Annotated in this window: 17 protein-coding genes and 6 pseudogenes; 15 read left to right on the forward strand and 8 right to left on the reverse strand. The window is 68.4% G+C overall.

Annotated features, from left to right (window positions below):
• Positions 1–48: 48 nt before the first annotated feature.
• Complete coding sequence (locus ACFXOA_RS15440; protein WP_385027414.1) at positions 49–558, reverse strand: GNAT family N-acetyltransferase; 510 nt, start codon at positions 556–558, stop codon at positions 49–51.
• A 97-nt stretch (positions 559–655) separates the two neighbouring features.
• Entirely contained in the window at positions 656–1,162 is a 507-nt protein-coding gene (locus ACFXOA_RS15445) for a nuclear transport factor 2 family protein (protein ID WP_385027417.1), read from the reverse strand.
• Positions 1,163–1,290: 128 nt separating this feature from the next.
• Between ACFXOA_RS15445 and ACFXOA_RS15450 the strand changes: the two genes are divergently transcribed.
• From ACFXOA_RS15450 to ACFXOA_RS15460, 3 genes and pseudogenes are all read left to right on the forward strand, one after another.
• Positions 1,291–2,181, forward strand: a complete 891-nt coding sequence (locus ACFXOA_RS15450) for a LysR family transcriptional regulator (protein ID WP_385027420.1) — start codon at positions 1,291–1,293, stop codon at positions 2,179–2,181.
• A 16-nt stretch (positions 2,182–2,197) separates the two neighbouring features.
• A pseudogene (locus tag ACFXOA_RS15455) lies at positions 2,198–2,326 on the forward strand (transposase); the annotation flags it as partial.
• A 54-nt stretch (positions 2,327–2,380) separates the two neighbouring features.
• Positions 2,381–2,823: pseudogene (locus ACFXOA_RS15460) on the forward strand (IS701 family transposase); the annotation flags it as partial.
• 33 nt (positions 2,824–2,856) lie between these two features.
• On the opposite strand, the gene ACFXOA_RS15465 reads toward ACFXOA_RS15460, so the two are convergent.
• Positions 2,857–3,237, reverse strand: a complete 381-nt coding sequence (locus ACFXOA_RS15465) for a MerR family transcriptional regulator (protein WP_385027423.1) — start codon at positions 3,235–3,237, stop codon at positions 2,857–2,859.
• 261 nt (positions 3,238–3,498) lie between these two features.
• On the opposite strand from ACFXOA_RS15465, the gene ACFXOA_RS15470 reads away from it, so the two are divergent.
• The 6 genes from ACFXOA_RS15470 (at position 3,499) to ACFXOA_RS15495 (ending at position 10,226) form a co-directional block, all read left to right on the forward strand.
• Positions 3,499–4,437: an alpha/beta hydrolase family protein gene (locus tag ACFXOA_RS15470; protein ID WP_385027516.1), complete on the forward strand. Its 939-nt coding sequence runs from the start codon at positions 3,499–3,501 to the stop codon at positions 4,435–4,437.
• A 7-nt stretch (positions 4,438–4,444) separates the two neighbouring features.
• A complete protein-coding gene (locus ACFXOA_RS15475; protein ID WP_385027425.1) occupies positions 4,445–4,870 on the forward strand; it encodes an LLM class flavin-dependent oxidoreductase in 426 nt (141 codons plus the stop codon).
• 487 nt (positions 4,871–5,357) lie between these two features.
• Complete coding sequence (locus ACFXOA_RS15480) at positions 5,358–6,599, forward strand: glycoside hydrolase family 64 protein (RefSeq protein WP_385027428.1); 1,242 nt, start codon at positions 5,358–5,360, stop codon at positions 6,597–6,599.
• A 344-nt stretch (positions 6,600–6,943) separates the two neighbouring features.
• Positions 6,944–8,020, forward strand: coding sequence for a Dyp-type peroxidase (locus ACFXOA_RS15485; RefSeq protein WP_385027431.1), 1,077 nt, complete (start codon positions 6,944–6,946; stop codon positions 8,018–8,020).
• Positions 8,017–8,814, forward strand: a complete 798-nt coding sequence (locus ACFXOA_RS15490) for a family 1 encapsulin nanocompartment shell protein (protein ID WP_385027434.1) — start codon at positions 8,017–8,019, stop codon at positions 8,812–8,814. The genes ACFXOA_RS15485 and ACFXOA_RS15490 overlap by 4 nt, the downstream gene beginning before the upstream one ends.
• 125 nt (positions 8,815–8,939) lie before the next feature.
• Positions 8,940–10,226 carry a diaminopimelate decarboxylase gene (locus tag ACFXOA_RS15495; RefSeq protein ID WP_385027437.1) on the forward strand — a complete coding sequence of 429 codons (1,287 nt, stop codon included), beginning with the start codon at positions 8,940–8,942 and terminating at the stop codon, positions 10,224–10,226.
• A gap of 445 nt (positions 10,227–10,671) precedes the next feature.
• Here the strand turns inward: ACFXOA_RS15495 and panD are convergent, their stop codons facing one another.
• Complete coding sequence (gene panD, locus ACFXOA_RS15500; protein ID WP_385027440.1) at positions 10,672–11,097, reverse strand: aspartate 1-decarboxylase; 426 nt, start codon at positions 11,095–11,097, stop codon at positions 10,672–10,674.
• 450 nt (positions 11,098–11,547) lie between these two features.
• On the opposite strand from panD, the gene ACFXOA_RS15505 reads away from it, so the two are divergent.
• The gene (locus ACFXOA_RS15505; protein ID WP_385027443.1) at positions 11,548–11,787 is read left to right on the forward strand and encodes a helix-turn-helix domain-containing protein; all 240 of its coding nucleotides are present in this window, start codon (positions 11,548–11,550) and stop codon (positions 11,785–11,787) included.
• Between the two features lie 62 nt (positions 11,788–11,849).
• Positions 11,850–11,972, forward strand: a pseudogene (locus ACFXOA_RS15510) (3-hydroxyacyl-CoA dehydrogenase family protein); the annotation flags it as partial.
• A 424-nt stretch (positions 11,973–12,396) separates the two neighbouring features.
• On the opposite strand, the pseudogene ACFXOA_RS15515 reads toward ACFXOA_RS15510, so the two are convergent.
• Positions 12,397–12,952, reverse strand: a pseudogene (locus ACFXOA_RS15515) (transposase); the annotation flags it as partial.
• A 122-nt stretch (positions 12,953–13,074) separates the two neighbouring features.
• Here ACFXOA_RS15515 and ACFXOA_RS15520 point away from each other — a divergent pair.
• Both ACFXOA_RS15520 and ACFXOA_RS15525 read left to right on the forward strand, forming a co-directional pair.
• A complete protein-coding gene (locus tag ACFXOA_RS15520) occupies positions 13,075–13,371 on the forward strand; it encodes a transposase (protein WP_385027446.1) in 297 nt (98 codons plus the stop codon).
• Entirely contained in the window at positions 13,368–13,850 is a 483-nt protein-coding gene (locus ACFXOA_RS15525) for a hypothetical protein (RefSeq protein WP_385027449.1), read from the forward strand. Before ACFXOA_RS15520 ends, ACFXOA_RS15525 begins: the two co-directional genes overlap by 4 nt.
• Here ACFXOA_RS15525 and ACFXOA_RS15530 read toward each other — a convergent pair.
• Together ACFXOA_RS15530 and ACFXOA_RS15535 are read right to left on the reverse strand one after the other, a co-directional pair.
• On the reverse strand, positions 13,805–14,845 hold the full coding sequence (locus ACFXOA_RS15530; RefSeq protein WP_385027519.1) for an IS30 family transposase: 1,041 nt from the start codon (positions 14,843–14,845) through the stop codon (positions 13,805–13,807). The two genes, ACFXOA_RS15525 and ACFXOA_RS15530, sit on opposite strands and share 46 nt — an antisense overlap.
• A 204-nt stretch (positions 14,846–15,049) precedes the next feature.
• Positions 15,050–15,247, reverse strand: a pseudogene (locus ACFXOA_RS15535) (helix-turn-helix domain-containing protein); the annotation flags it as partial.
• Positions 15,248–15,444: 197 nt separating this feature from the next.
• Between ACFXOA_RS15535 and ACFXOA_RS15540 the strand changes: the two are divergent.
• Positions 15,445–15,903 (forward strand): annotated as a pseudogene (locus ACFXOA_RS15540) (transposase); the annotation flags it as partial.
• 125 nt (positions 15,904–16,028) lie between these two features.
• Here the strand turns inward: ACFXOA_RS15540 and ACFXOA_RS15545 are convergent.
• Positions 16,029–17,273, reverse strand: coding sequence for a DUF6236 family protein (locus ACFXOA_RS15545; protein ID WP_385027452.1), 1,245 nt, complete (start codon positions 17,271–17,273; stop codon positions 16,029–16,031).
• Between the two features lie 340 nt (positions 17,274–17,613).
• Here ACFXOA_RS15545 and ACFXOA_RS15550 point away from each other — a divergent pair, with 340 nt between their 5' ends.
• On the forward strand, positions 17,614–20,928 hold the full coding sequence (locus tag ACFXOA_RS15550; RefSeq protein ID WP_385027455.1) for a hypothetical protein: 3,315 nt from the start codon (positions 17,614–17,616) through the stop codon (positions 20,926–20,928).
• Positions 20,929–21,036: the final 108 nt, after the last annotated feature.

The raw sequence follows: 21,036 nt of genomic DNA on the forward strand, positions 1-21,036 counted from the left end.
CGGCGGGAGCCAGGACGGATCTGTGGGACGGCCGGGTACGGGCAGCGCTCAGAGAGCACGGTGCATGATGTGGAGACCTACGTATCCGTGCACCGGGTGGCGGAAGCCCTCGGGAAGAGTGCCCACCACGTTGAGTCCGAGCGAGCGCCAGAGGTGCACCGCCGGCAGGTTGGTTTCCACGACGGCGTTGAATTGCAGCGCGCGGAACCCGTCCTGGCGGGCCTGCGTGATGACGTGTGCGCCGAGTGCCCTGCCCACACCTTGTCCGGCGTGTGCCGGGTCGACCATGAAGCTGGCGCTGGCGATGTGTGCGGCGCCTCCGCGGTGGTTGCGGACGCTGTTGGCGGTTCCGAGGACCTTGCCGTCGCTGCTTTCGGCGACGAAAGTGCGGCCGGGCGGCTCGGGGAACCACATCAGCCGAGCCTGGTCCCGCGTCGTTCCGCGATCCCATGAGAACGTCTCCCCAGCCCGGATGATGGGCTGCATGAACGCCCACATCGCGGGCCAGTCAGCTGCGGTCGCCTCACGGATCAGCGGTTTGCCCGCACTGTCGGTCATGGCGTTTCCCTCCTGCTGTGAGTCGGTGGCGTTCGAATGCCGGGCAGAGGTTCGCGTCATCGGGCTCTTCCTTGTTCGCATCAGACAGGGAGCGGCGTCAGCCGGCGAAGATCGTGGCGGGGTCACCGGTGAACCAGGAATTTTCGATGCGTATCCGGTTGATCAGCCAGCGGTCGCCGTCGCGCACCAGGTCGACGGCATAGGGGTTCTTCAGCAGGGCGAAGACTCCCCGGTCGGCGACGAGCAGATGCTGGGCCTCCACCAAGGCAGTCAGGCGCGCGGTGTCCCCGTCGACGACGATGCGCGCATTGGTGACCTGGTGGGTGGTGTCCACCCGGCCGGACAGGCCGAGGATGGTGGTGACGATCGTGCTTCGCCCCGCCATGACCGGCGGCCGCCCGCCCCATCTGGCCGCCGCCGGCGAGAAGTCCAGCTCAGCGGCGGCAGTGAACGCGGAAGCGAGCAACTGTGGATCCTTGAGGTCCTGCCCCAGGCCGAATCGGAACAGTGCATCAAGGATCTCGGCGCGGTCACGCAGCTCCGCGACGACCTTGGCGGTGTCGGCGGCAGGATGCGCAAGCGCGTGTTCCTCGGTTACATACATCGGTGACTCCAAGCATCATCGTCGGACGGGTCTTGCGAGCTGCTTCGAGCTTCGCGGGAGGTACCCGTCCGATCAACGTCGGCCTGTGCAACGATCGTGAAGTCTGGGTTCACGATGAGGGGGGCGCGATGATGGAGCGACACGAACTGGATGCTTTCCTGACCCTGGCTCAGGAACTGCACTTCGGCCGGACGGCTGAGCGCCTCCATCTGTCCACCACACGTGTCAGCCAGACCATCGCCAAGCTGGAACGCCGCGTGGGCGTACCGTTGTTCAACCGCACCAGCCGGCGCGTGGAGCTGACGGCCGTGGGCAGGCAACTGGAGCAGGAGGTCCGGCCGGCGTGGGAGTCGATCGCTGCCGCGTTCGGTCGGGCGATCGAGACCGGACGCGGGCTCACCGGCACGCTGCGCGTCGCATTCGTCGGCGCCGCCGGCGGCCAGCTCCTGGCCGGGGCCGCGGAATTGTTCCGGGGCCGCGAGCCGGGTTGCCAGGTCCAGCTCCGCGAGGCCCAGATCGGCGAGGTGTTCCCGTGGCTGCGCGACCATGAGGTCGACATGGCACTGGTCCACCACTCCGCAGCCGAACCGGGCCTCGCCAGCGGCCCGACCCTCGTACGTGAAGCCCGTATGCTCGCCGTTCCGTCGGGACACCCACTCACACGGCACGAGTCGGCGAGCCTCGAAGACCTCGCACGGGTGAAGCTGCTGCGGCTGCCCGACAGCGTCCCGGACAGCCTCCAGCGGGACTGCACGCCCTCCACGACCCCGGCCGGGCGCCCCGTCGAACACACCCACGCCTCCGCGACCTTCAACGAAATGCTCACGCGCATCGGATCCGGCGAAGGCTGCTTCGTCGTCGGCGCCCAAGTACGGCGCTACTACGCACGCCCTGACGTCGCCTACGTCCCCCTGCGTGACGCACCACCGCTGGAATGGGCTCTGTACTGGCGCGCCGACTCAGCAACAGCGCGAGTCCGCGTCTTCTGCGACTCCGCGTCCAGGATGCTCGGCCTCTGAGACCGTCGGTCTGGGTGTGTCGTTGCCCGATGCCCGGTGGGCACGCATCGAGTCGTTGCTGCCGGATCGGACACCGAAGCGGCGTGTGCGGTGGCATGATCACCGGCAGGTGACCGACGCGATCGCGTTCCGATACCGCACCGGGACCCCCTGCATGGATCTGCCCGAGCGGTTCGGGTCATGGAAGGGCGCCCACCACCGGCTGCTGATCCGCCGCAACCGCACCACCGGCGAACCCGCCTACTGCCGTTGTCACTCCACCACACCGGCACTTCTGGTCACCCTGGTCAGGGTCGCAGGTTCCAGATGGCGGGTGGAAGGGACTCCGGAGCGAGAAGGGGCCGGCCGGACCGGATGAGCACCAGGTCCGCCGCTACCCCTCCTGGACTCGCTGGGTCACCCCCGCCGTGCTCGCCCACTCGTTCCTCGCCGTCGTGCGCGCCGACGAGCACGCACACCGCTCCACATCCGACGGCCTGATCCCACTGACCTGCAGCGAGATCCAGCCGCCCGTTCGTCACCGTCGCCGTCCGGCCCGATCACAACCCGGTCCACCGGCTCAGCTGGTCCGCCTGGCGACGCCGCCACCAGGCACGAGCACAAGCCACCCGGTACCGGCGACAAGCCACATCCCAGACATGAAGATCATGAAGATCACGATCCGGAGCTGGAGTACTAAGCGACCGGTCCCTGCCTGCAGGAAGCACCGGTGCGCATGTTGGAGGAGGCACCGACGATGACCGAGTCGAGCCGGTTGCGGGCCTGTGCGAGGTCCGCGATGTGCTGGTCGAGGCGATCACGTTCCGCGGCGAGGCGCGCAAGGAGTTCGGGTGTGGCCTGGCCGTCGATGACGGAGGGCGTGAGCTCGGCGATGGTCTTGCTCGACAGCCCGGCGGCATACAGCTCCCGGATCAGGCGGACCCTGTCGACCGCGGCTTCCGCGTAGTGGCGCTGGCCGCTGTCGCTGCGCTCGGCGGCGAGCAGGCCCTGCTCCTCGTAGTACCGCAGGGCGCGGGCGGTGACGCCGACACGGTCGGCGAGCTCCCCGATACGCATCCTCGACTCCCATCCATGTGATCTGCCTCATGACGCCTTGCCCCTGACGTCAACGTCAAGTCCTAGCGTATTCGATATGCACAACGACGGGGCACTTCCCCCCGATACAGCCCAAATGTGGATGGCTTGAACGAAGTGGAGCACTCCATGAACGAGAACATCACCGTCACCGCCGGCGGCCTCCACAGCCACCGCATGCCGACCGCAGTCGTGGACGTGCCGGGCACACGTCGCACACCCCACCAGAAGAGGACTCACTCCATGAACACCAGCCAGACGACCGGACTCATCGGGCCTGCGGCCACCGCGACCGTATCGGTCAAGCCGATCGTGCTGCGCGCACCGCAGCGCGGCGAGGACCTGCACGTACACGTGACCGCACCGGTCACCGGAACCAACCTGCCGATCGTGCTGTTCGCCCACGGCTTCGGATCGGACCTGGACGGCTACGCACCGCTGGTCGACCACTGGGCCTCCCACGGTTTCATGGTCGTCCAGGCCACTCACCTGGACGCCCATCGGCTCGGCCTGCCCGCCGACGACCCCCGTCGGCCCCACCTGTGGCGCTACCGCGTCCAGGACATGCGGCGCATCCTCGACGAGCTCGCCACGCTGGAAGCGTGCGTGCCAGGACTCGAGGGCCGTGTCGACCACAGCCGCATCGTCGCGGCCGGGCACTCCTTCGGCGGCCAGACCGCCGGGATCCTGGTGGGTCTGCGGGTCACGGACCCGGAGACCGGCGTCGCCGAGGACCTGTCCGATGCCCGGGTCATGGCCAGCATCCGGCTGGCCACCGCCGGCAGGGGCGGCGACGAACTGACCCCGTGGGCCCACGAGAACCTTCCCTGGCTGCGTGATCAGGACTTCTCGCACATCACCGCCCCCGGTCTCGTCGTTGTCGGCGACAAGGACGAGATGGGGCTCTCCACTCGCGGGCCGGAGTGGACAGCCGACCCCTACACCCTCAGCCGCGGCGACAAGAGCCTGCTCACCGTCCACGGCGGCGAGCACCTCCTCGGCGGCATCTCCGGCTACCGGGTGGCGGAGACCACCGACGAGAATCCCGAGCGGGTCGCGCTCATACAGCACGTGACCCTCGCCTACCTGCGCCACATCACCGGCATCGACGGCACCGACTGGGAACAGGCCCAGAAGGTTCTCGCGGACGGTCACGCCCTGGGCCGGCTCGAATCCAAGTGAGCTCGAGATGACAGACATGCGAAAACAGATCGCGCTGCTCACGTTCGGGTACTGGCAGGACGTCCCGTACTCCGCAACCCGTACTGCGGCCGACTCCCACCTGCGGACTCTGGATCCGGCGCAGGCCGCCGAGGATCCGGGAACCGACGGGGCCTGCCTGCGGGTGCACCACTGGGCACGTCAGCTCGCCTCCCCCGCTCCTCTGCCGGTCGCCATCGCCGCGCACACCCGGCGCATCGAGATCGGCACCAGCATGATCGACATGCGGTACGAGAATCCACCCCACACGGCAGAGGAGGCAGCGGCCGTCGACCCCATCAGCGCCGGGCGCCTCCAGCTGGGGATCAGCCGAGGAGCGCCGGACAGCCTCCCGGGCGGCCCTCCCGCTCGGTCTCAGGTCACACCGGCCTCCGCAAGACCCACCGCCACCTGACGGGGCCGACCCCGCACAAGCTGGTCGGGGCTTGGGCAGCGGGCTTCGCCGACCAGGTCGAACAGGCCCCGTACGCCCCCAAGACCGTCTCGTACGCCCTGGGCTTCCACCAGATCGCCGCAGGCAGCGAGGGGTACGACAAGATCACGGGGGCGGACGGGACCGCTGCCCCGTCCGCCTTCGTGTGGTGGACCGCGAACACCGTGGGACGCAGCGTCCGGGCGTTCGGAACCCGTGTCACGGGATCCGCCGCCCGACCGCCTCTGCCGCGGTCGGGCCAGTACACCACCGACGGCGGCGCTCCCACACAGTTCCCGGTGTTCTGATGCCGGCTTGCCGCATCGACGAAGGTCCAGACCAAAGCATTGACGTGCCCCTGACCTATCGGTACGGTCCAGAAAGTCGCCTGAGAGCGCTCTCAAAGCCATATCCGGGGGCACTCGCACGACCACCCCCACCGCACGGCCTTCCCGATGAGGAGAAGAGCTTGTCAGCCAACGCATCTTCCGCCGCACCCGCACGCCGCGCCCGCCGCACCCGCCTCAGGCCCGCCGCCCTCCTCGCGGCGCTCGCGCTGGCCGGCAGCGGCCTCGTCGTCACCCAGGTCACCGCCGCCACCGAGGCGGCGGCCGTTCCCGCCACCATCCCGCTCACGCTGACCAACAACTCCGGGCGCGGCGAGCAGGTACACGTCTACGTGATCGGCACCGAGCTCTCGTCCGGGCGGCAGGGCTGGGCCGACGCCAGCGGCGCCTTCCATCCGTGGCCCGCGGGCGGCAATCCGCCGACGCCCGCTCCCGACGCGTCCATCGCCGGCCCGGCCAACGGGCAGTCGAAGACCATCCGGATGCCGAAGTTCTCCGGCAGGGTCTACTTCTCCTACGGGCAGAAGCTGGTCTTCAAGCTCACCACCGGCGGCCTGGTGCAGCCCGCGGTGCAGAACCCGAGCGACCCGAACGCGAACATCCTCTTCAACTGGACCGAATACACGCTCAACGACGCCGGGCTGTGGATCAACAGCACGCAGGTCGACATGTTCTCCGCGCCGTACGCGGTCGGCGTGAAGCGGCCGAACGGCACCACCCTGACCACCGGCCATCTCAAGCCCGGCGGCTACAAGGCGTTCTTCGACTCCCTGCGCGCCCAGTCCGGCGGCTGGGGCGGGCTGATCAGAACCCGTTCCGACGGCACGATCCTGCGGGCCCTCGCGCCAGGACACGGCATCGAGGCCGGTGCCCTGCCCGCCTCCGTCATGAACGACTACATCAACCGGGTATGGAGCAAGTACTCCTCGCAGACCCTGACCGTCCAGCCGTTCAAGGACCAGCCGAACACGAAGTACTTCGGCCGCGTACAGGGCAACACCATGAACTTCACCAACAGTTCGGGCGCGGTCGTCACCAGCTTCCAGAAGCCCGACTCCGACAGCGTCTTCGGCTGCTACAAGCTGCTCGACGCACCCAACGACCTGGTCCGCGGGCCCATCTCCCGTACCCTGTGCGCCGGCTACAACCGGTCGACGCTGCTGAGCAACCCCAACCAGCCTGACGCGAACAACGCGAACTTCTACAAGGACTCGGTCACCAACCACTACTCCGCCAAGATCCACGCCCAGATGGCCGACGGCAAGGCCTACGGCTTCGCCTTCGACGACGTGGGCGCGCACGAGTCGCTGGTCCACGACGGCAACCCGCAGCAGGCGTACATCACCTTGGACCCGTTCAGCTAGGACGTACCCACTCCGACCAGGTCGGACCTCGCCGAGCGGCGGACCACTGACGTGGCCCGGGGCCGGACCGAGCCGCTGACACCGGCCGGTCCGGCCCCGGGCCACGTAGGGCGCCCGAGTCACGCAGGACGTGCGGGCGCCCGTGATGCACGGCGGGGGGCGCCCGTGGTGCGACGGGGGCAGGGGCGCCCGTGGTGCGACGGCAGGAAGGGTGCAGCGCGGCGCCACCCCGGCCGAAGGGCGAAGGCAGGGCCCGTCGCCCGCCCGGCCCGCTCCGGGTGCGGCCGGACCCGCGATGTGGATAAGTGGCAGGGAGCCACGTCCACCATCCACGGAGCGCGCCCATGTCCGAGGCCGTACCGGATCCCGTTGTGGTCCAGCCCGTCGTCGCACCGCTGACCGGTGCCGCGGTCGTCCTGGTCGCGACCATCCAAGCGGGCGGCGAGACGGCCGTACGGAAGGTGCTGCCCGAGCTGGCCGCCTTCGCCCGTTCGATCGGGTTCCGGGTCCCCGGCGCCGGCCTGGCGTGTGTCACAGCCTTCGGCTCGGATGCCTGGGACCGTCTCTTCGCCGGCCCGAGACCCGCTCGCCTCCACCCGTTCCGGGAGTTGCGCGGCCCCGTCCACCACGCTCCGGCCACACCGGGCGATCTCCTCTTCCACGTCCGCGCCGAGCGGATGGACATCTGCTACGAGTGGGCCTCGCAGGTACTCGGAAAGCTCGGCGACGCGGTGAGGATCGTCGACGAGGTCCAGGGCTTCCGCTACTTCGACCACCGCGATCTGCTCGGCTTCGTCGACGGCACGGAGAATCCGGTCGGCGACGAGGCACGAACCGCGGCTCTCGTCGGCGGCGAGGATCCCGGCTTCGAGGGGGGCAGCTATGTCGTCGTGCAGAAGTACCTGCACGACATGGCCGGCTGGAACGCGCTGAGCACCGAGCAGCAGGAACGGATCGTAGGCCGCACCAAGTTCACCGACATCGAACTCTCCGACGAGGACAAGCCCGCCGACTCCCACGTCGCGCTGAACACCGTCACCGATGAGGACGGCACCGAACGCGACATCCTGCGGGCCAACATGCCCTTCGGCAGCTTCGAACAGGGCGAGTCCGGTACGTACTTCATCGGCTATGCGGCTGATCCGGGTGTCACGGAACAGATGCTGCGCAACATGTTCCTCGGCGACCCGCCCGGCAGGCACGACCGCATCCTCGACTTCTCCACGGCGGTCACCGGCACGCTCTTCCACGCCCCCAGCGCCGACTTCCTCGACGATCCCCCGCCACCCCCCGGCCCCACCCGGTCCACGGAGGCCCCTGAGGGCCTGACCCATGGGTCTCCGCCGAACGCTGCGGGATCCGCGAGGGGCCACGACGGTTCGCTGCGTATCGGCAGCCTGCAAGAAAGCACCCCGCGATGAACAATCTGCACCGCGAACTCGCCCCTGTGACCGACGCGGCCTGGGAGCAGATCGAGGAGGAGGCCAGGCGCACCTTCACCCGCCATGTGGCGGGGCGCAGGGTCGTCGATGTCAGTGATCCGCAAGGTCCCGGGCTGTCGGCGATCGGAGACGGCCACCTACGGGACATCGATCCGCCCGCCCCTGACGTGATCGCCCGGGCGCGCACCTCCACACCGGTTATCGAGTGGCGGGTGCCCTTCACCGTGACGAGGGCTGCCGTGGACGACGTGGAACGCGGCTCCGAGGACAGCGACTGGCAGCCGGTGAAGGACGCGGCGCGCACCTGCGCCTTCGCGGAGGACATGGCGGTCATCGACGGCTACGCGGCGGCTGGGATCACCGGACTGCGGGACGGTTCCTCCCACCCGGCGCTGCCGCTTCCGGCCGACGCCCGGGACTATCCGGCGGCGGTGGGCCAGGCTCTGACCCGTCTCCGGCTTGCCGGGGTCGACGGTCCCTACCGCCTGCTGCTCGGCGCCGACGCCTTCACCGAGGCGACAGAGACCTCCGACCACGGCTACCCGGTGGCGACCCATCTGGCCAGGCAACTGGACGACACCATCCTGTGGGCGCCCGCTGTCACGGGCGGAGTACTGCTGTCCACACGCGGCGGGGACTTCGAGCTGTGTCTCGCCCAGGACCTGTCCATCGGATACCTGGACCACGACGCGACGAGCATCCAGCTCTACTTCCACCAGGCGTTCACCTTCCGGATGCTGACGCCCGAGGCCGTGGTCCCGATCATCGCCTGAAGGCTCCGACCTGCGAGGCTCCCATCAACGACATCCACCGCACCCGGCCGCCGGTCTCCGGGGCACCCGGCGGCCCGTTCAGCTCACCGCGCTCGGCGAGGTTCGCCGAGGCGCTCCGGCTCGCGGTGGCGGAGGAACTCATCGGCGAGCGGCGGCCACTGGCCGGTTTCCTGGACGCGGACGGCGTTCGCGACTCCGTCGACGCGCTACGGGGTGCCTTCGCCGTCGAACCGGGTGTCAGGGTCCTGCACACCTTCGCGGCGAAGGCGGCCTCCCTGGTTCCGGTGCTGAGGCTGCTGGCCCGCCTCGGCATGGGCTGCGAGGTGGCCAGCCCGGGTGAGCTGCGACTCGCGGTCGAGGCCGGTTTCACCCCCGCACGGATCGTCCTGGACTCGCCCGCGAAGACCCGTGACGAGCTTCGGCTGGCGCTCGCACTCGGTGTCGCGGTGAACGCGGACAGCTTCGCCGAGCTCCGGCGCATCGGGGAGCTCCACTGGCCGGGCTCGGCGTCCGTCCTCGGGTTGCGGGTGAATCCGCAGGTGGGGGGCGGTGCCATCGGCGCGATGAGCACGGCGACCGCAACGTCGAAGTTCGGTGTGGCGCTCCGTGACCCGGGTGCCCGCGAGCAGGTGGTCCGCGCTTTCACCGAGCGGCCCTGGCTGACCCGGCTGCACGCTCACGTCGGCTCGCAGGGCTGCTCCCTGCAGCTGATCGCGGCGGGTATCGCGGAGACGTACCGGCTCGCGGAGGAGATCAACGGTCGGCTGGGCACACGCAGGGTGACCGGCATCGACATCGGAGGCGGACTGCCCGTCAACTTCGCGGACGACGAGGCCCGCCCGGCCTTCACCGAGTACGTGGCGGCGCTCCGGGCGGCGGTGCCCGGCATATTCGACGGTCGTTACGACCTGGTCACCGAGTTCGGCAGGTCGCTGCTCGCCAAGAACGGCTTCATCGGGGCACGCGTCGAGTACACGAAGGAAGCGGGCGGCCGCCGAATCGCACTCACCCACGCGGGCGCCCAGGTGGCGACCCGCACGGTCCTGATGCCTGACGCCTGGCCCCTGCGGATCGGGGCGTTCGACGCCGAGGGCCGCCCACGGACCGGGCCGCCCATGGTCCAGGACGTCGCCGGGCCGTGCTGCTTCGCAGGCGACGTCGTCGCCCACGCCCGCGAACTGCCCGAACTGCGGGAGGGCGACTTCGTGGCCCTGTACGACACGGGGGCGTACTACTTCTCGACCCCCTGGGCCTACAACAGCCTTCCGCGGCCCGCCGTGTACGGCTTCGCCGGGCCGGCGGGCCGGCTACGTCTGGCCACCGTCCGCGACGCACAGTCGCTGGACTCGGTCGCGGCGGAGAGCGGGCTGGCCCACGTGGACGCGCTCACGGCCCTCCAGGGGGATGCGTGAGTGATCGCGCCCGTCCCGCCCCACCCCGCCGGGCGAGCCCCTCACACGGGGACCGCGACTCCCCCGATCACCCCGTGGGCTGGGGCGACGGCTCCGGCTCGGGTACGGGGTCCGGGTTGGGGCTGGGCGGCTGCGGAATCGGATCCGGCGCCGGACCCGGAGGTACGGGCCCCGGCGGCACGGGAGGCGGGGACGGCACCGGTGTGGGCGGCCCCGGCACCGGCGGGGGCGTCGGCGCGGGCGGTACGGGGTCGGGATACGGCTGCGTCATCTCGGTCCTCCAACGGCGACGAACGGGAGACGGTGGCTCTCCTCTCCACCGTCTCCCCGTGCGGCTGCCCGCGCCTGCCGAGTCCACACGTGCGCACCGTGACACCTGTGGCGCGTGTCCCCCGACCGGCGCAGAGCGGATCCGAGGGCGAGAGCCCGACCTCCTCGTATCGGCCTAGCCTCGCGCGGGCACAGCCTGCGGACTGCGCTCGGTACGCGTACCCGGTACGGGTTCCGACGCGTCCGCTCCCAGAGCGACGATGCGGTTGTCCGCGTCCACGTGCACGACGCTCGGCACCAGGGTCCGCGCCTCGGCGTCGTCGACCTGGGCGTAGCTGATCAGGATCACCAGGTCACCGGGGTGCACCAGATGGGCGGCCGCGCCGTTGATCCCGATGACACCTGAGCCGCGCTCCCCCTCGATCACGTAGGTCTCGAGGCGGGCGCCGTTGTCGATGTCCACGATGTGCACGAGTTCGCCGGGCAGCAGATCCGCGGCGTCCATCAGATCTGCGTCGACGGTGACCGATCCGACGTAGTGGAGGTCGGCTTGGGTGACGGTGGCACGGTGGATCTTGGACTTGAACATTGTACGCATCATCGGGGGACTCCCACAAGTAGGCTCCCTGCCTGCGTTTTTGCAGGTCAAGGGCTGTGCGCCCAGAGTACAACGAGTCGCATGTGCGGGCAGGGGTCAGCAGGTTTTTCAGGACTAATGCTGACCCAATGCTGACTATCCTGACGCATCATCAGACAGGGACAGGAGAGCCTCCCCCGCTCCCCTACCTCCACCCCAACGACCCTCACAAGCCACGCAGCGCTTCCCTCGAGAGCTCTGGTGATCATCGTCACCCCTACAGCAGGACGACGGCCCTGACACACACGAGGGCCATGTCTCCGCAAGACCTTCGAGGCAGCGCGGCTGCCTACCAGTGAATCCCGGTTCGGCAAAGCCGACGACTCTCGTGACTATGGCCACTACTAATCCACCGTCCCCCTGCCACAACGGATCCCGACCCGCCTCGCCCAGTCGCAAGGAGCCGCCTCCCCCATGGAATCGCAGCCGCACCACTCCGAAAACGCCCGACCACGCAAGAGTCGCCCCGCCGAGGCCGTCCTCATGGAAACTTCCGAGGTCGCCTCGATGCTCAGCATGTCAACGAGCTGGGTCTACAGGGAGGCGTCAAAACTGGGCTTGAAGGGGTACAAACTCGGCCGAGGAAGGAACGCCAAGGTCCTGTACAAGAAGGCTGAGGTCTTTAAATGGCTGGAGCAACAGAAGGTCCGGTGAACGCCAAATCGCACTCTGAACTCCAAGCCGCCGCACGAACTAACGAGAGCGCAGGCCACAGAGCTGACCAGTTGTACGCCGAGTACAAGGAGCCCCTGTACGCCGCTCCCCCGCTCCTCCAGCGCATGGTCGACGCGGGCCGGCTCGGCCGGAAGTCGGGGTCGGGGTTCTACCCGTACGCGTGACACATCCCCTGCGGGCCCGGCGCTGATGCCGCCGGGCCCGCAGGGGCGCGTTCTTCGAGGTCAGGGCCGTGTGCGGCCTCGAAGCGCCCGTTGCTGCTGCCTACCCGATGCCGTACCGGCGCGCTATGGAGTGACAGCGCCCGGGTGCCCGGACCCGAAGCCCGGGGCCTTTCAGCGCTGTCGCAGCCTTCCCTGCTTGTACTGCGGAAACTCCCTCGGATGTCCCTCCGACAGAGCTGAAAGTCCCTGAAAAGTCCCTGCGACTCCGACCAACCTCGCCGTTTCGGTTGGGGCGATGAGGCGTCACTGAGGGGCAGCCGTTGTGCGGCTGACGCGGTTTCGGTGTTCGGGCATGGTGGAGTCCCGGCGCGGTGGTCGGGTTCTCCAGGGACCTTCGGGTCGTGGGTGGCCTGGGGCATGCCGGTCAGCTGGCTGGGCGGGGCGGGGCCGCGAGGCGGTGGAAGGCGGCGGCGAGCTCGTGTCTCCAGAGCCAGGTGGCGGATATTCGCAGGTGGTGGCGCCGGCCGCCGTGGGTGAGGCGGTCGGCGACGCGCAGGAGGTGGTAGCGGAGTTTCTTGGGCTTCGGCGTTGGCCAGATCGCCTTCCAGCAGTAGGACGCGGGTCCAGGCGAGGAGGTCGATCGCTGCGAGGCTGAGCTCGAGCCAGGCCGCGTTGATGGCGAAGTGGCGAGAGGGGAAGCGGCCGAAGCCGGTGTCCTTGCCGCACCGGATGTGGTCTTCGACGGTGACGTGTCCGCGGTGGCGGACCTCCAGGAACTGTGCGGAGCCCTCGTCCCGGTCGAACAGGGAGAGCTGGGCGCCAGGGTGTGGTCGCTCGCGGCGCACGATGATGCGGGTGCCGGCCGGATAGCCGGTCAGCTCCACCATCCCGGTCAGCTCGGCGACCTCGGCGCCGGCACGGAGCAAGCCGTCCTAATCCAGAGCGGGATGCCAGAGACGGTCGGGCATGGCTCGGATCGCACGAGCTCGTTAGTCAGCGGAAAAGGTGATCCTCCACCCAGCCTTTCGCAGCTGGGGGACTGCTGCACGGATAGGTGACACCTGACCTGGCTTGCTGAGAGGCGGCCTGGAAGGATGTTGCAGTGCCCAAGCCGTATCCGAAAGAGTTTCGCGAGGACGTCGTGCGGGTCGCGCGGAACCGTGAGCCCGGCGTCACGCTGGAACAGATCGCCGCCGACTTCGGCGTCCACCCGATCACGCTGTCGAAGTGGCTGCGCCGCGCCGGCACCGACGAGGACGGCGTCAAGCCCGCGCCGGTGACGGGTGAGTCGGCCGAGCTGCGCGAGGCCCGCAAGCGCATCCGGCTCTTGGAGCAGGAGAACGAGGTGCTGCGCAGGGCTGCGGCGTATCTGTCGCAGGCGAACCTGCCGTCAAAATGATGTACCCGCTCGTCCGCGAGCTGGCCGCCGCCGCTGCCCCGTTCCGGGTGCCGGTGGCGGTGACGTGCCGGGTGCTCAAGCTGGCCCGCCAGCCCTTCTACCGGTGGCTGGCCTCACCGGTCACCGACACCGAACTCGTCGAGGCATACCGGGCGAACGCCCTGTTCGACGCGCATCGCGACGACCCGGAGTTCGGCCACCGCTTCCTGGCCGATGAGGCCCGCGCGGCCGGTGAGTCGATGGCCGAGCGGACCGCTTGGAAGATCTGCCGCGACAACCGCTGGTGGAGCGCGTTCGGCAAGCGCAGGGGCCGCGGGAAGAACGTCAAGGCCGGCCCGCCGGTCCACGACGACCGGGTGAAACGCGACTTCACCGCGGACGGACCCAACCGGCTCTGGCTGACCGACATCACCGAGCACGCCACCGGGCGGATTCAACTGGTCGTCGCAACGCTGCTGGTCATGAGTGATCGTAGGTGATCGTCGAGAGCCTCGGTGGGGGTTCGCCAGCCGAGGGACTTGCGGGGGCGGTTGTTCAGCGTCTCCGCGACCGCGGCGAGGTCCTCGGGGGTGTGCCGGGACAGATCCGTGCCTTTTGGGAAGTACTGTCGGAGTAGGCCGTTGGTGTTTTCGTTGGTGCCGCGCTGCCACGGCGAGGCCGGTTCGCAGAAGTAGACGGGCATGCCGGTGGCCTGGGTGAATGCCTTGTGCTCGGCCATCTCGGCTCCTTGGTCCCAGGTCAGGGAGCCTCTCAACCATGTTGGCAGGAGTGACATTTCGGCGATGAGTCGGTCGCGGACCTTATGCGCCGAGCGTTCGCGGCCCAGGTGGCCGAGGATCACGAACCGGCTGGATCTCTCGACCACGGTGGCGATGGCAGAGCCGCTTGCGGCGCCGATGATGAGGTCGCCTTCCCAATGGCCCGGCACTGATCGGTCCTCGACCTTCTCGGGCCGGTCCCTGACTGGGGTCATGCTGTCCACGAACCGTGAGCGGCGCTTGTGCGGGTCCCTGCGCGGGCGGCGTGCGATGCGGCCGTGCCGGAGCCGGCTGACGGCCTTCCTCCTGAGCCCGCCGCGGGCCTGGGAGTACAGGGCCTGGTAGATCGTCTCCGGGCTCAGCCTCATCTCCGGAGCATCCGGGAAGTCCCGGATCAGCCGGTTGCTGATCTGTTCCGGTGACCACCAATCATTCAGCTTGCCCTGCACGTAGTCGTGCAGGCCGAGTGAAGCCACCAGCTTCGCGCGTCGGGGCCGGCCGCGGCGCTGCACTGACAGACGGTGGGCGGTGTGCGGGAGGTATCCGTGCGTGGTGCTGGTGTTGCGCTTGAACTCACGGCTGATCGTTGACGGTGCCCGGCCCAGCTCGGCCGCTATCTTCCGTATGGACAGCCCTGTGCGGTGCAGATCGCGGATCTGTTCCCGCTCTTCCAGGCTGAGGTAACGGGGATGGATCACCTTCTCGACCTGGTCCAGGTCGACTCTGCCGTTGATCGTGCGGGCGGTCCGTGGGGTGTTCACAGCAGACAGCCTGGGGGCCGGGTAGTTCGCCAGACGACCATCGGGATAGAGCCGACCACGGCGGACGATCGTGACGCCTTTATCCCAGTCCTGGGCAGACCGTTTGTCAGCCCCCACGCGCGCTCCAGCCTCGGCGCGCGTCAGGCCCTCGGCGCGCAGTCGGCGGAACTCCTCCCGGCGGGGCACAACCCTGCGGGCCTCATGCGTGAAGATCCCCGCCTTGTGCGCCCACTTGTAGCAGGTCACCCGGTTGAAGCCCAGCTCGCGGGCGACCGCTGAGACATTGTTGCGCTCCGCCAGCAGTCGGAAGAACTCGGCCTTCTCCTCCCATGTGTAAGTGCGCGGCGCCGCCCGCATCCTGAACCCCGCCCGACGGACCCACCCGTACGCGGTGTTCACGTTCACCCCGACGGCTTCCGCAGCGGCCGGCACAGAGCCACCACGATCAAGCTCCTCGAAGAACCTGCTCTTCAACTCCGCAGACTTGCCCTGCGCATCCACCGCGAACACCACTTTCGATAGGTGTTGCGACGACTGCTGGAACCCAAGCCGGCGAGGGCAAGCTCTACCTGTGCGCGGTCAAGGACGTCTACTCCGGCCGCATCGTGGGCTACTCCATCGACGCCCGGATGAAGTCCAGTATCGCGGTGAGAGCCCTGGAATCCGCCGTCGCCCGCCGCGGCCAGGTCGCAGGATGCATCGTGCATTCGGACCGCGGGTCGCAATTTCGTGCACGGAAATTCGTCGCCGTTCTCGCACGTCACAACATGATCGGGTCGATGGGCCGGGTCGGTGCCGCCGGTGACAACGCGGCCATGGAGAGCTTCTTCGCGCTGCTGCAGAAGAACGTCCTCGACCGCCGCACCTGGGCCACCCGCCAGCAACTACGGATCGCGATCGTGACCTGGATCGAGCGCACCTACCACCGACGCCGGCGTCAGAAACGCCTGGCCCGATTGACCCCTATCGATTACGAAGCCATCATGACCCCACCTGCAGCCCTGGCTGCATAGAACCCGCTGTCACCGGATCGTGCAGCAGTCCCTGGCACGAGGGCCCCGTCCAGGGTAAGGACGTGTGCCCCGGCTGCGACTTCCGGGGCGAGCTGCCCAAGCACGGCAACCGCGGTTGAGCGTGGCTAGATTCCGGAGCCGACGGCTCGGCCAAGCGTTCGCGCTACCCGCCGCACCAGTGTGGTCGGCTTCAGGTTCCGTTCCACCCTGAGCAGGTAGCTGACCGGAGAGCCAGCGAGCTGAGCATCGCGTGCCTCTGCCGTGGCCTGGCGCAGGGTCGCGGCAGCAATCGCGAGACTTCCTCCGGCGATCGGCACGTTGCCTGCCCAGCCACCCGCCGCCGCTGCGAGGGCGGGCACTTCGAACTTGTAGTTCAGCGCGCTGTAGAAGGTTTTGAGGTTGAGGCCGGTCATGGCCTTGCGCAGGTCCTCAAGAGGCTGGGCGATGCTCTCGTCGAATGTCATCCGAAAGTGGTGTTCGAAGGCTGCGCGGTCTTCGGTTCCGACCACCTGCTCTCGCAGGTCTGCCGCGACCTTGTCGACTGCCTGGGTGAAGGCACTGAATTCTGCCCGGTACTCCTTCCGCAGTCGGATGATCTTCGCCACTGGCACCGAGCGCAGGCCGTCCGGGAGGACGCACTGCACAGCCATCAGACCGAGTCGTGTTGTCTCATCGGAGCTGGCCGGTCGGGGCGGCTCGCCCAGCATGGCGGCAGCGATTCGGTCGTTGTCCCAGCCGTCCGTGGCGCTGTGGGCCGCGACCTGGTCGGTGATTGGCGCGTACCGCGTACGGCGGGCCAGCTCCTCGGTGAGCACGCACTTGTAGATCCAGGCCAGGACTGGATCCATGGCCAGCCACATCACGTCCGCGGATCTGGCGATGCGGGACCGCATGGTCGGCACGGCGAGGCCAGCACCACGTAGGGCGTCGGCAAGCCCTGGGTCTACCTCGTGCGGGTAGAGGCCAGCGAGGGGGCGTTCGTCGCGCGGAAGCGTTCGCAGGTCGTCAGGCGACGTCGGCTCGGTGTTGACGATGCGCTGTCCCATCATCAACGGCTCGGGCTGGTTTCCCTGATGCGTGTGGAAAGGTCGGGTGTCGGCAGTGGCCAGAAAGCGCTGCCTGAGTTCGGTGCCGTGGTCCTCGATGGCCTTCAGGAAAGCGGGGGCGACAGCGGCTGCTGCTTCCCTGGGGTCCACGTCGATGAGGAAGTTGTCCAGCCCGTCGCGCAAGGCCTTGACCAAGTCCGGGTCGCTGACGGGAAATCCGGGCGGGACGACTCGGGCCAGGCCCGGCCAGTAGAGGGCGGCGGCCTTGATCCACTGCTCTTTACGGAAGTGCACGTACGGGTAGTAGAGGCCGATCCGCTGCACTGCTGCCCTTTCACCGCGTCCTGTCGGCCTCGCCGGATGCGTACGGGGCCGACAGCATGCTACGCAAGCAGTGTTCACTGCTGGTGCATGGCACGGAACCGCTCTGTGCGGGTCAGTCAGCTTCTGCGCAGCTGGCGCCGGTCTTGCCGCCCTCCGCCTGCGCCACGTGCACCGTCCCCGTTTCGGTTCGGTTGGACGGCGGTCGAGGGTAGGCTCCTGCCGATCAGTCACGTTGAGGGAGGGCGGAGTTCACGTGTCAGCGGCGCGCCGACGACTCGGAGCGGTCTTTGTCCACGGGCTCTTCTCCTCCAGTGCGGTTTGGGCTCCCTTCCGGGAGCTGATGGCCCCGGACCCTGATCTCAACGCCTTCGAGACCCTGTCGTTCTCGTACATGTCTCGGCCGGCCTCGTTCAGTCCCCTGCGCCGCATCCCGTCGTTCGACGACGTGGCTGACAGCCTCCGGGGCTTCCTGGAGGTAGATGCCCGGGATTTCGATGATTTGGTGTTGGTCTCCCACAGTCAGGGTGGCCTGGTCGTCCAGCGCTACCTCGCCAGAATGCTCGGCGAGGGCCGGGGCGCCGAACTGGCCAGGATCCGGCGCGTGGTGCTGTTCGCCTGCCCTAACCTCGGCTCGGAACTGGCGCTAACTCTACGCCGCGCCGTCTGGTGGGGTCGGCACCCGCAGGAGCATCAACTGCGACCGATCACCACGGCCGTGACTGAGGCGCAGCGGGCGGTCGTCACTCGCATCGACCACGCGAAGGCGGTTGCTCCCGACACGTGCCCGATCGCCATCACTGCGTACGCAGGCGACGCAGACAACATCGTCAAGCCAGCCTCAGCCCGAAGTGTCTTCCGGGACGTCGGCGTGCTCCCCGGCGACCACTTCACTATCGTCCGGCCAGACTCTCCGGAGCACCGCTCGTACACGGCGCTGAAGCACCTTCTACTCACTGACCCCGACACCTGGCACCAGCCGACTGCCGCCCGCAGTGACCCTGATGACGGCAGCGTCGTCGGCGGACCTCGGCCCGCGCTGAGCGCCCCGGTGGCCGAGCCCCTGAGTGCCAGCACCACCGGCCGAACCCGAAAGCAGAGCACTGGTGCCGTTCTGGGCCCGGCATTGGGAGGCGCACGCCGGGTGGCGGAGTGGAACGCGCGCATGCTCGGCGTCAAGCCAGCGATCGAGGCGTGGGGAGCCCGGGGAGACCTTCCGCTCTACATTCCACGCGACCACGACAGCAAACTGCGACGTGCTGTGCAGGAGATGGCGGCGACCGGAGGGATGATCGTGCTCCTCGGCGAACCCTCCACGGGCAAGAGCCGCTCGGCCTACGAGGCCGTCCTAGCAGAACTGCCCGACTGGTGGCTGCTGCGCCCGCGGGACGTCACGGAGTTGGAGGAGCTGGCCGACCTCGGCGCGGGCCGGGTGGTGGTGTGGCTGGACGACCTCGGTCATTTCCTCGACGCCCGGCCAACGCTGTCTGCGGCAATCCTGCTGCGGCTGCTCGAACCTCGGGCGCCGACGGTGGTCGTCGGCGCGCTCTGGCCGGAGTCCTACGACCGCTATGCGGGGGCAGCGGAAGCGTCCGGTGCCGCTCCTGGCATGGCGCCAGCCGAGGCCCGCGAAGTCCTCCAACTCGCCAGGGCCATCGAGGTAGGCGGCGATTTGAGCGAGTCCGAGCAAGCAGCCGCCGAGGCGGCTGCGGACACGGACCCGCGAATCGCTGCGGCGCTGGCAGGCTCCGACTTCGGTCTTTTCCAGACTCTGGCTGGTGCACCGGCCCTAATCCGTCGGTGGCGCAGTGGCGATGTCTACGGAAGGGCACTGATGAATGCGGCGATCGACGCCGTCCGGCTTGGGGGGCCGGAAATCCTGACTGTCGACTACCTGCGCGCGGCAGCGCCGGGCTATCTCACGTCGGCCCAGTGGGCCAGAGCGACACCACAGTGGCTGGACACCGCACTCGACTACTGCGCCACGATGGTGAACGGCGCGACCGCGGCTCTCTCCCCAGCGGCTGGTCACCAGCCCGGTAGCGTCGTGGGCTACACCATCGCCGACTACCTGCTGCGGATCGGTGAGCAGCACCGGCGCTTTACCCTGGTCCCGGCCGAGGCGTGGCATGCCTTGCTCGACACTGTCGTGGACACCAGGATCCTGGCCGAGATCGGGTGGAGTGCCGAGTGGCGACTGCTGTACGAGCTGGCGCACGAATTTTACAAGGCAGCCGGCTCGGATGGTGTGGTTCGCCGAGCACGGCTACTCGAGAGGCAGGGATTGGTTGCCGAGGCTCGGCAGCTCCTCGAACCGCAAGCGGTCGAGGGACAAGCCCAGGCGATCGATACCCTGGTCGATTGGGCCCGGTCGGACCTCGGCGATGCGGAGCAGTTGATCGCCGAGCTGGCCCGGTACGCGCCCGTCCACCAAGGCGCGGCAGCGGAGTTGGCCAAAGCACTGGGCAACGCCGGGCGCTCCGAGGAGAGCTCCGCACAGTGGTTGGCGCTGGCCGAACAGGGGTACCCACCCGCCGCTCGTGCCGCTGCCCGCCATCTACTGAACATCGACCGCCGTGCCGAGGCGATGGAACTGCTCCGGGCCCATGCGTCAACCCAGGATTCCAGGCAGCTGCTGGTGAACCTGCTGCTCGAGGAAGGCACGCAGGCGAGCACGGCAGAAGCCGAAGTGTGGTTGCGGCGCTGGCTGGCAGAGGGGATGGCTTTGGGGCAACTAGCGACTCTGCTGCTCGACCAAGGACGAACGAGTGAACTGGAGCAAATGGCCAATGAGGACATCGGCCAGGCCAGAGACCGCATGGTGGACCTCTGGGTGGCACAGAACCTCCGTGAACCAGACATCGCCAGGCACGCTGTCGACCGTTGCCGACGATGGAGCCAGGACGAGCACGGCCCCTGGCGGATAATCGATCTACTACAACGACTCGGCCGCACGAATGAGGCAATCGACGCAGGCGTCGCCTTCGAGCGCGAGCATGGCGGCAGCGACGATCTCAATGCCGTGATCACCTCGATGCTGATGAAACAGAATCGCGTCGACGAAGTGTCGGTCAGGGCCGATGCCGGAGACTCCCGCGCCCAGCAGGTCGTCGCCGAAGGACTGTTGGGCCACGGACGGGTCCTCGAGTTGGAGCAACGAGCCGCGCACGGTGAGTGGCACGCCTGCCGCATCCTCAGCGATTGGCTGGAGGAACAAGGGCGAGTGCCGGAGGCCGTCGCACTGTGGCGCCGATGGGCGGACCTGGCGCCCAAAAATGCCTGCTATCCGTTGATAGAGATGCTCGAAAAGCATGGCCTGGACGACGAACTACTGGAGCTACTCGAAGCGGAGCCCGAGCCGCTGGGGAAATACAACGGACGGCGGCTGGCGAACCTACTGGCGAAGAAGGGCCGGATCGCTGAGCTCAGGGACCGGGCTGCGGCGGGCGACGTGTATGCCGACACTGAGCTGATTTCCCATCTGTTGAATCACGGCAAGTACGAGGAGGCCTGCCGACGCGCCGTCGCGGGTAGCGGAGCAGCCACTCGTCTGCTGTTCTCCTGGCCGGAGGGCGAGCAGCAAGTCATGCCTGGCCTTGAACGGTACGGTCTGCGTCTGGATGGCACGGTCGCTGTTCCCGCTGTCCTGAGAGATTAACCCCCGAGCTGTGAAAGATGACCTTGAATGGCCGACGAAGCATCAGGAGGCTCTGAGCGACCGTCAGGCTTCACGCACAGTGGTCACCGCACGACCTCGCAACGTCCG

This window comes from Streptomyces sp. NPDC059166, assembly GCF_042755185.1.
Classification (GTDB): domain Bacteria; phylum Actinomycetota; class Actinomycetes; order Streptomycetales; family Streptomycetaceae; genus Streptomyces.

What these genes read in the sequence shown, in the direction of transcription:
- ACFXOA_RS15440 (WP_385027414.1), bottom strand. Translation starts at nt 558, where the DNA reads ATGACCGACAGTGCGGGCAAACCGCTGATCCGTGAGGCGACCGCAGCT.
- ACFXOA_RS15445 (WP_385027417.1), bottom strand. Translation starts at nt 1,162, where the DNA reads ATGTATGTAACCGAGGAACACGCGCTTGCGCATCCTGCCGCCGACACC.
- ACFXOA_RS15450 (WP_385027420.1), top strand. Translation starts at nt 1,291, where the DNA reads ATGATGGAGCGACACGAACTGGATGCTTTCCTGACCCTGGCTCAGGAA.
- ACFXOA_RS15465 (WP_385027423.1), bottom strand. Translation starts at nt 3,237, where the DNA reads ATGCGTATCGGGGAGCTCGCCGACCGTGTCGGCGTCACCGCCCGCGCC.
- ACFXOA_RS15470 (WP_385027516.1), top strand. Translation starts at nt 3,499, where the DNA reads ATGAACACCAGCCAGACGACCGGACTCATCGGGCCTGCGGCCACCGCG.
- ACFXOA_RS15475 (WP_385027425.1), top strand. Translation starts at nt 4,445, where the DNA reads ATGACAGACATGCGAAAACAGATCGCGCTGCTCACGTTCGGGTACTGG.
- ACFXOA_RS15485 (WP_385027431.1), top strand. Translation starts at nt 6,944, where the DNA reads ATGTCCGAGGCCGTACCGGATCCCGTTGTGGTCCAGCCCGTCGTCGCA.
- ACFXOA_RS15490 (WP_385027434.1), top strand. Translation starts at nt 8,017, where the DNA reads ATGAACAATCTGCACCGCGAACTCGCCCCTGTGACCGACGCGGCCTGG.
- panD (WP_385027440.1), bottom strand. Translation starts at nt 11,097, where the DNA reads ATGATGCGTACAATGTTCAAGTCCAAGATCCACCGTGCCACCGTCACC.
- ACFXOA_RS15505 (WP_385027443.1), top strand. Translation starts at nt 11,548, where the DNA reads ATGGAATCGCAGCCGCACCACTCCGAAAACGCCCGACCACGCAAGAGT.
- ACFXOA_RS15525 (WP_385027449.1), top strand. Translation starts at nt 13,368, where the DNA reads ATGATGTACCCGCTCGTCCGCGAGCTGGCCGCCGCCGCTGCCCCGTTC.
- ACFXOA_RS15550 (WP_385027455.1), top strand. Translation starts at nt 17,614, where the DNA reads ATGGCCCCGGACCCTGATCTCAACGCCTTCGAGACCCTGTCGTTCTCG.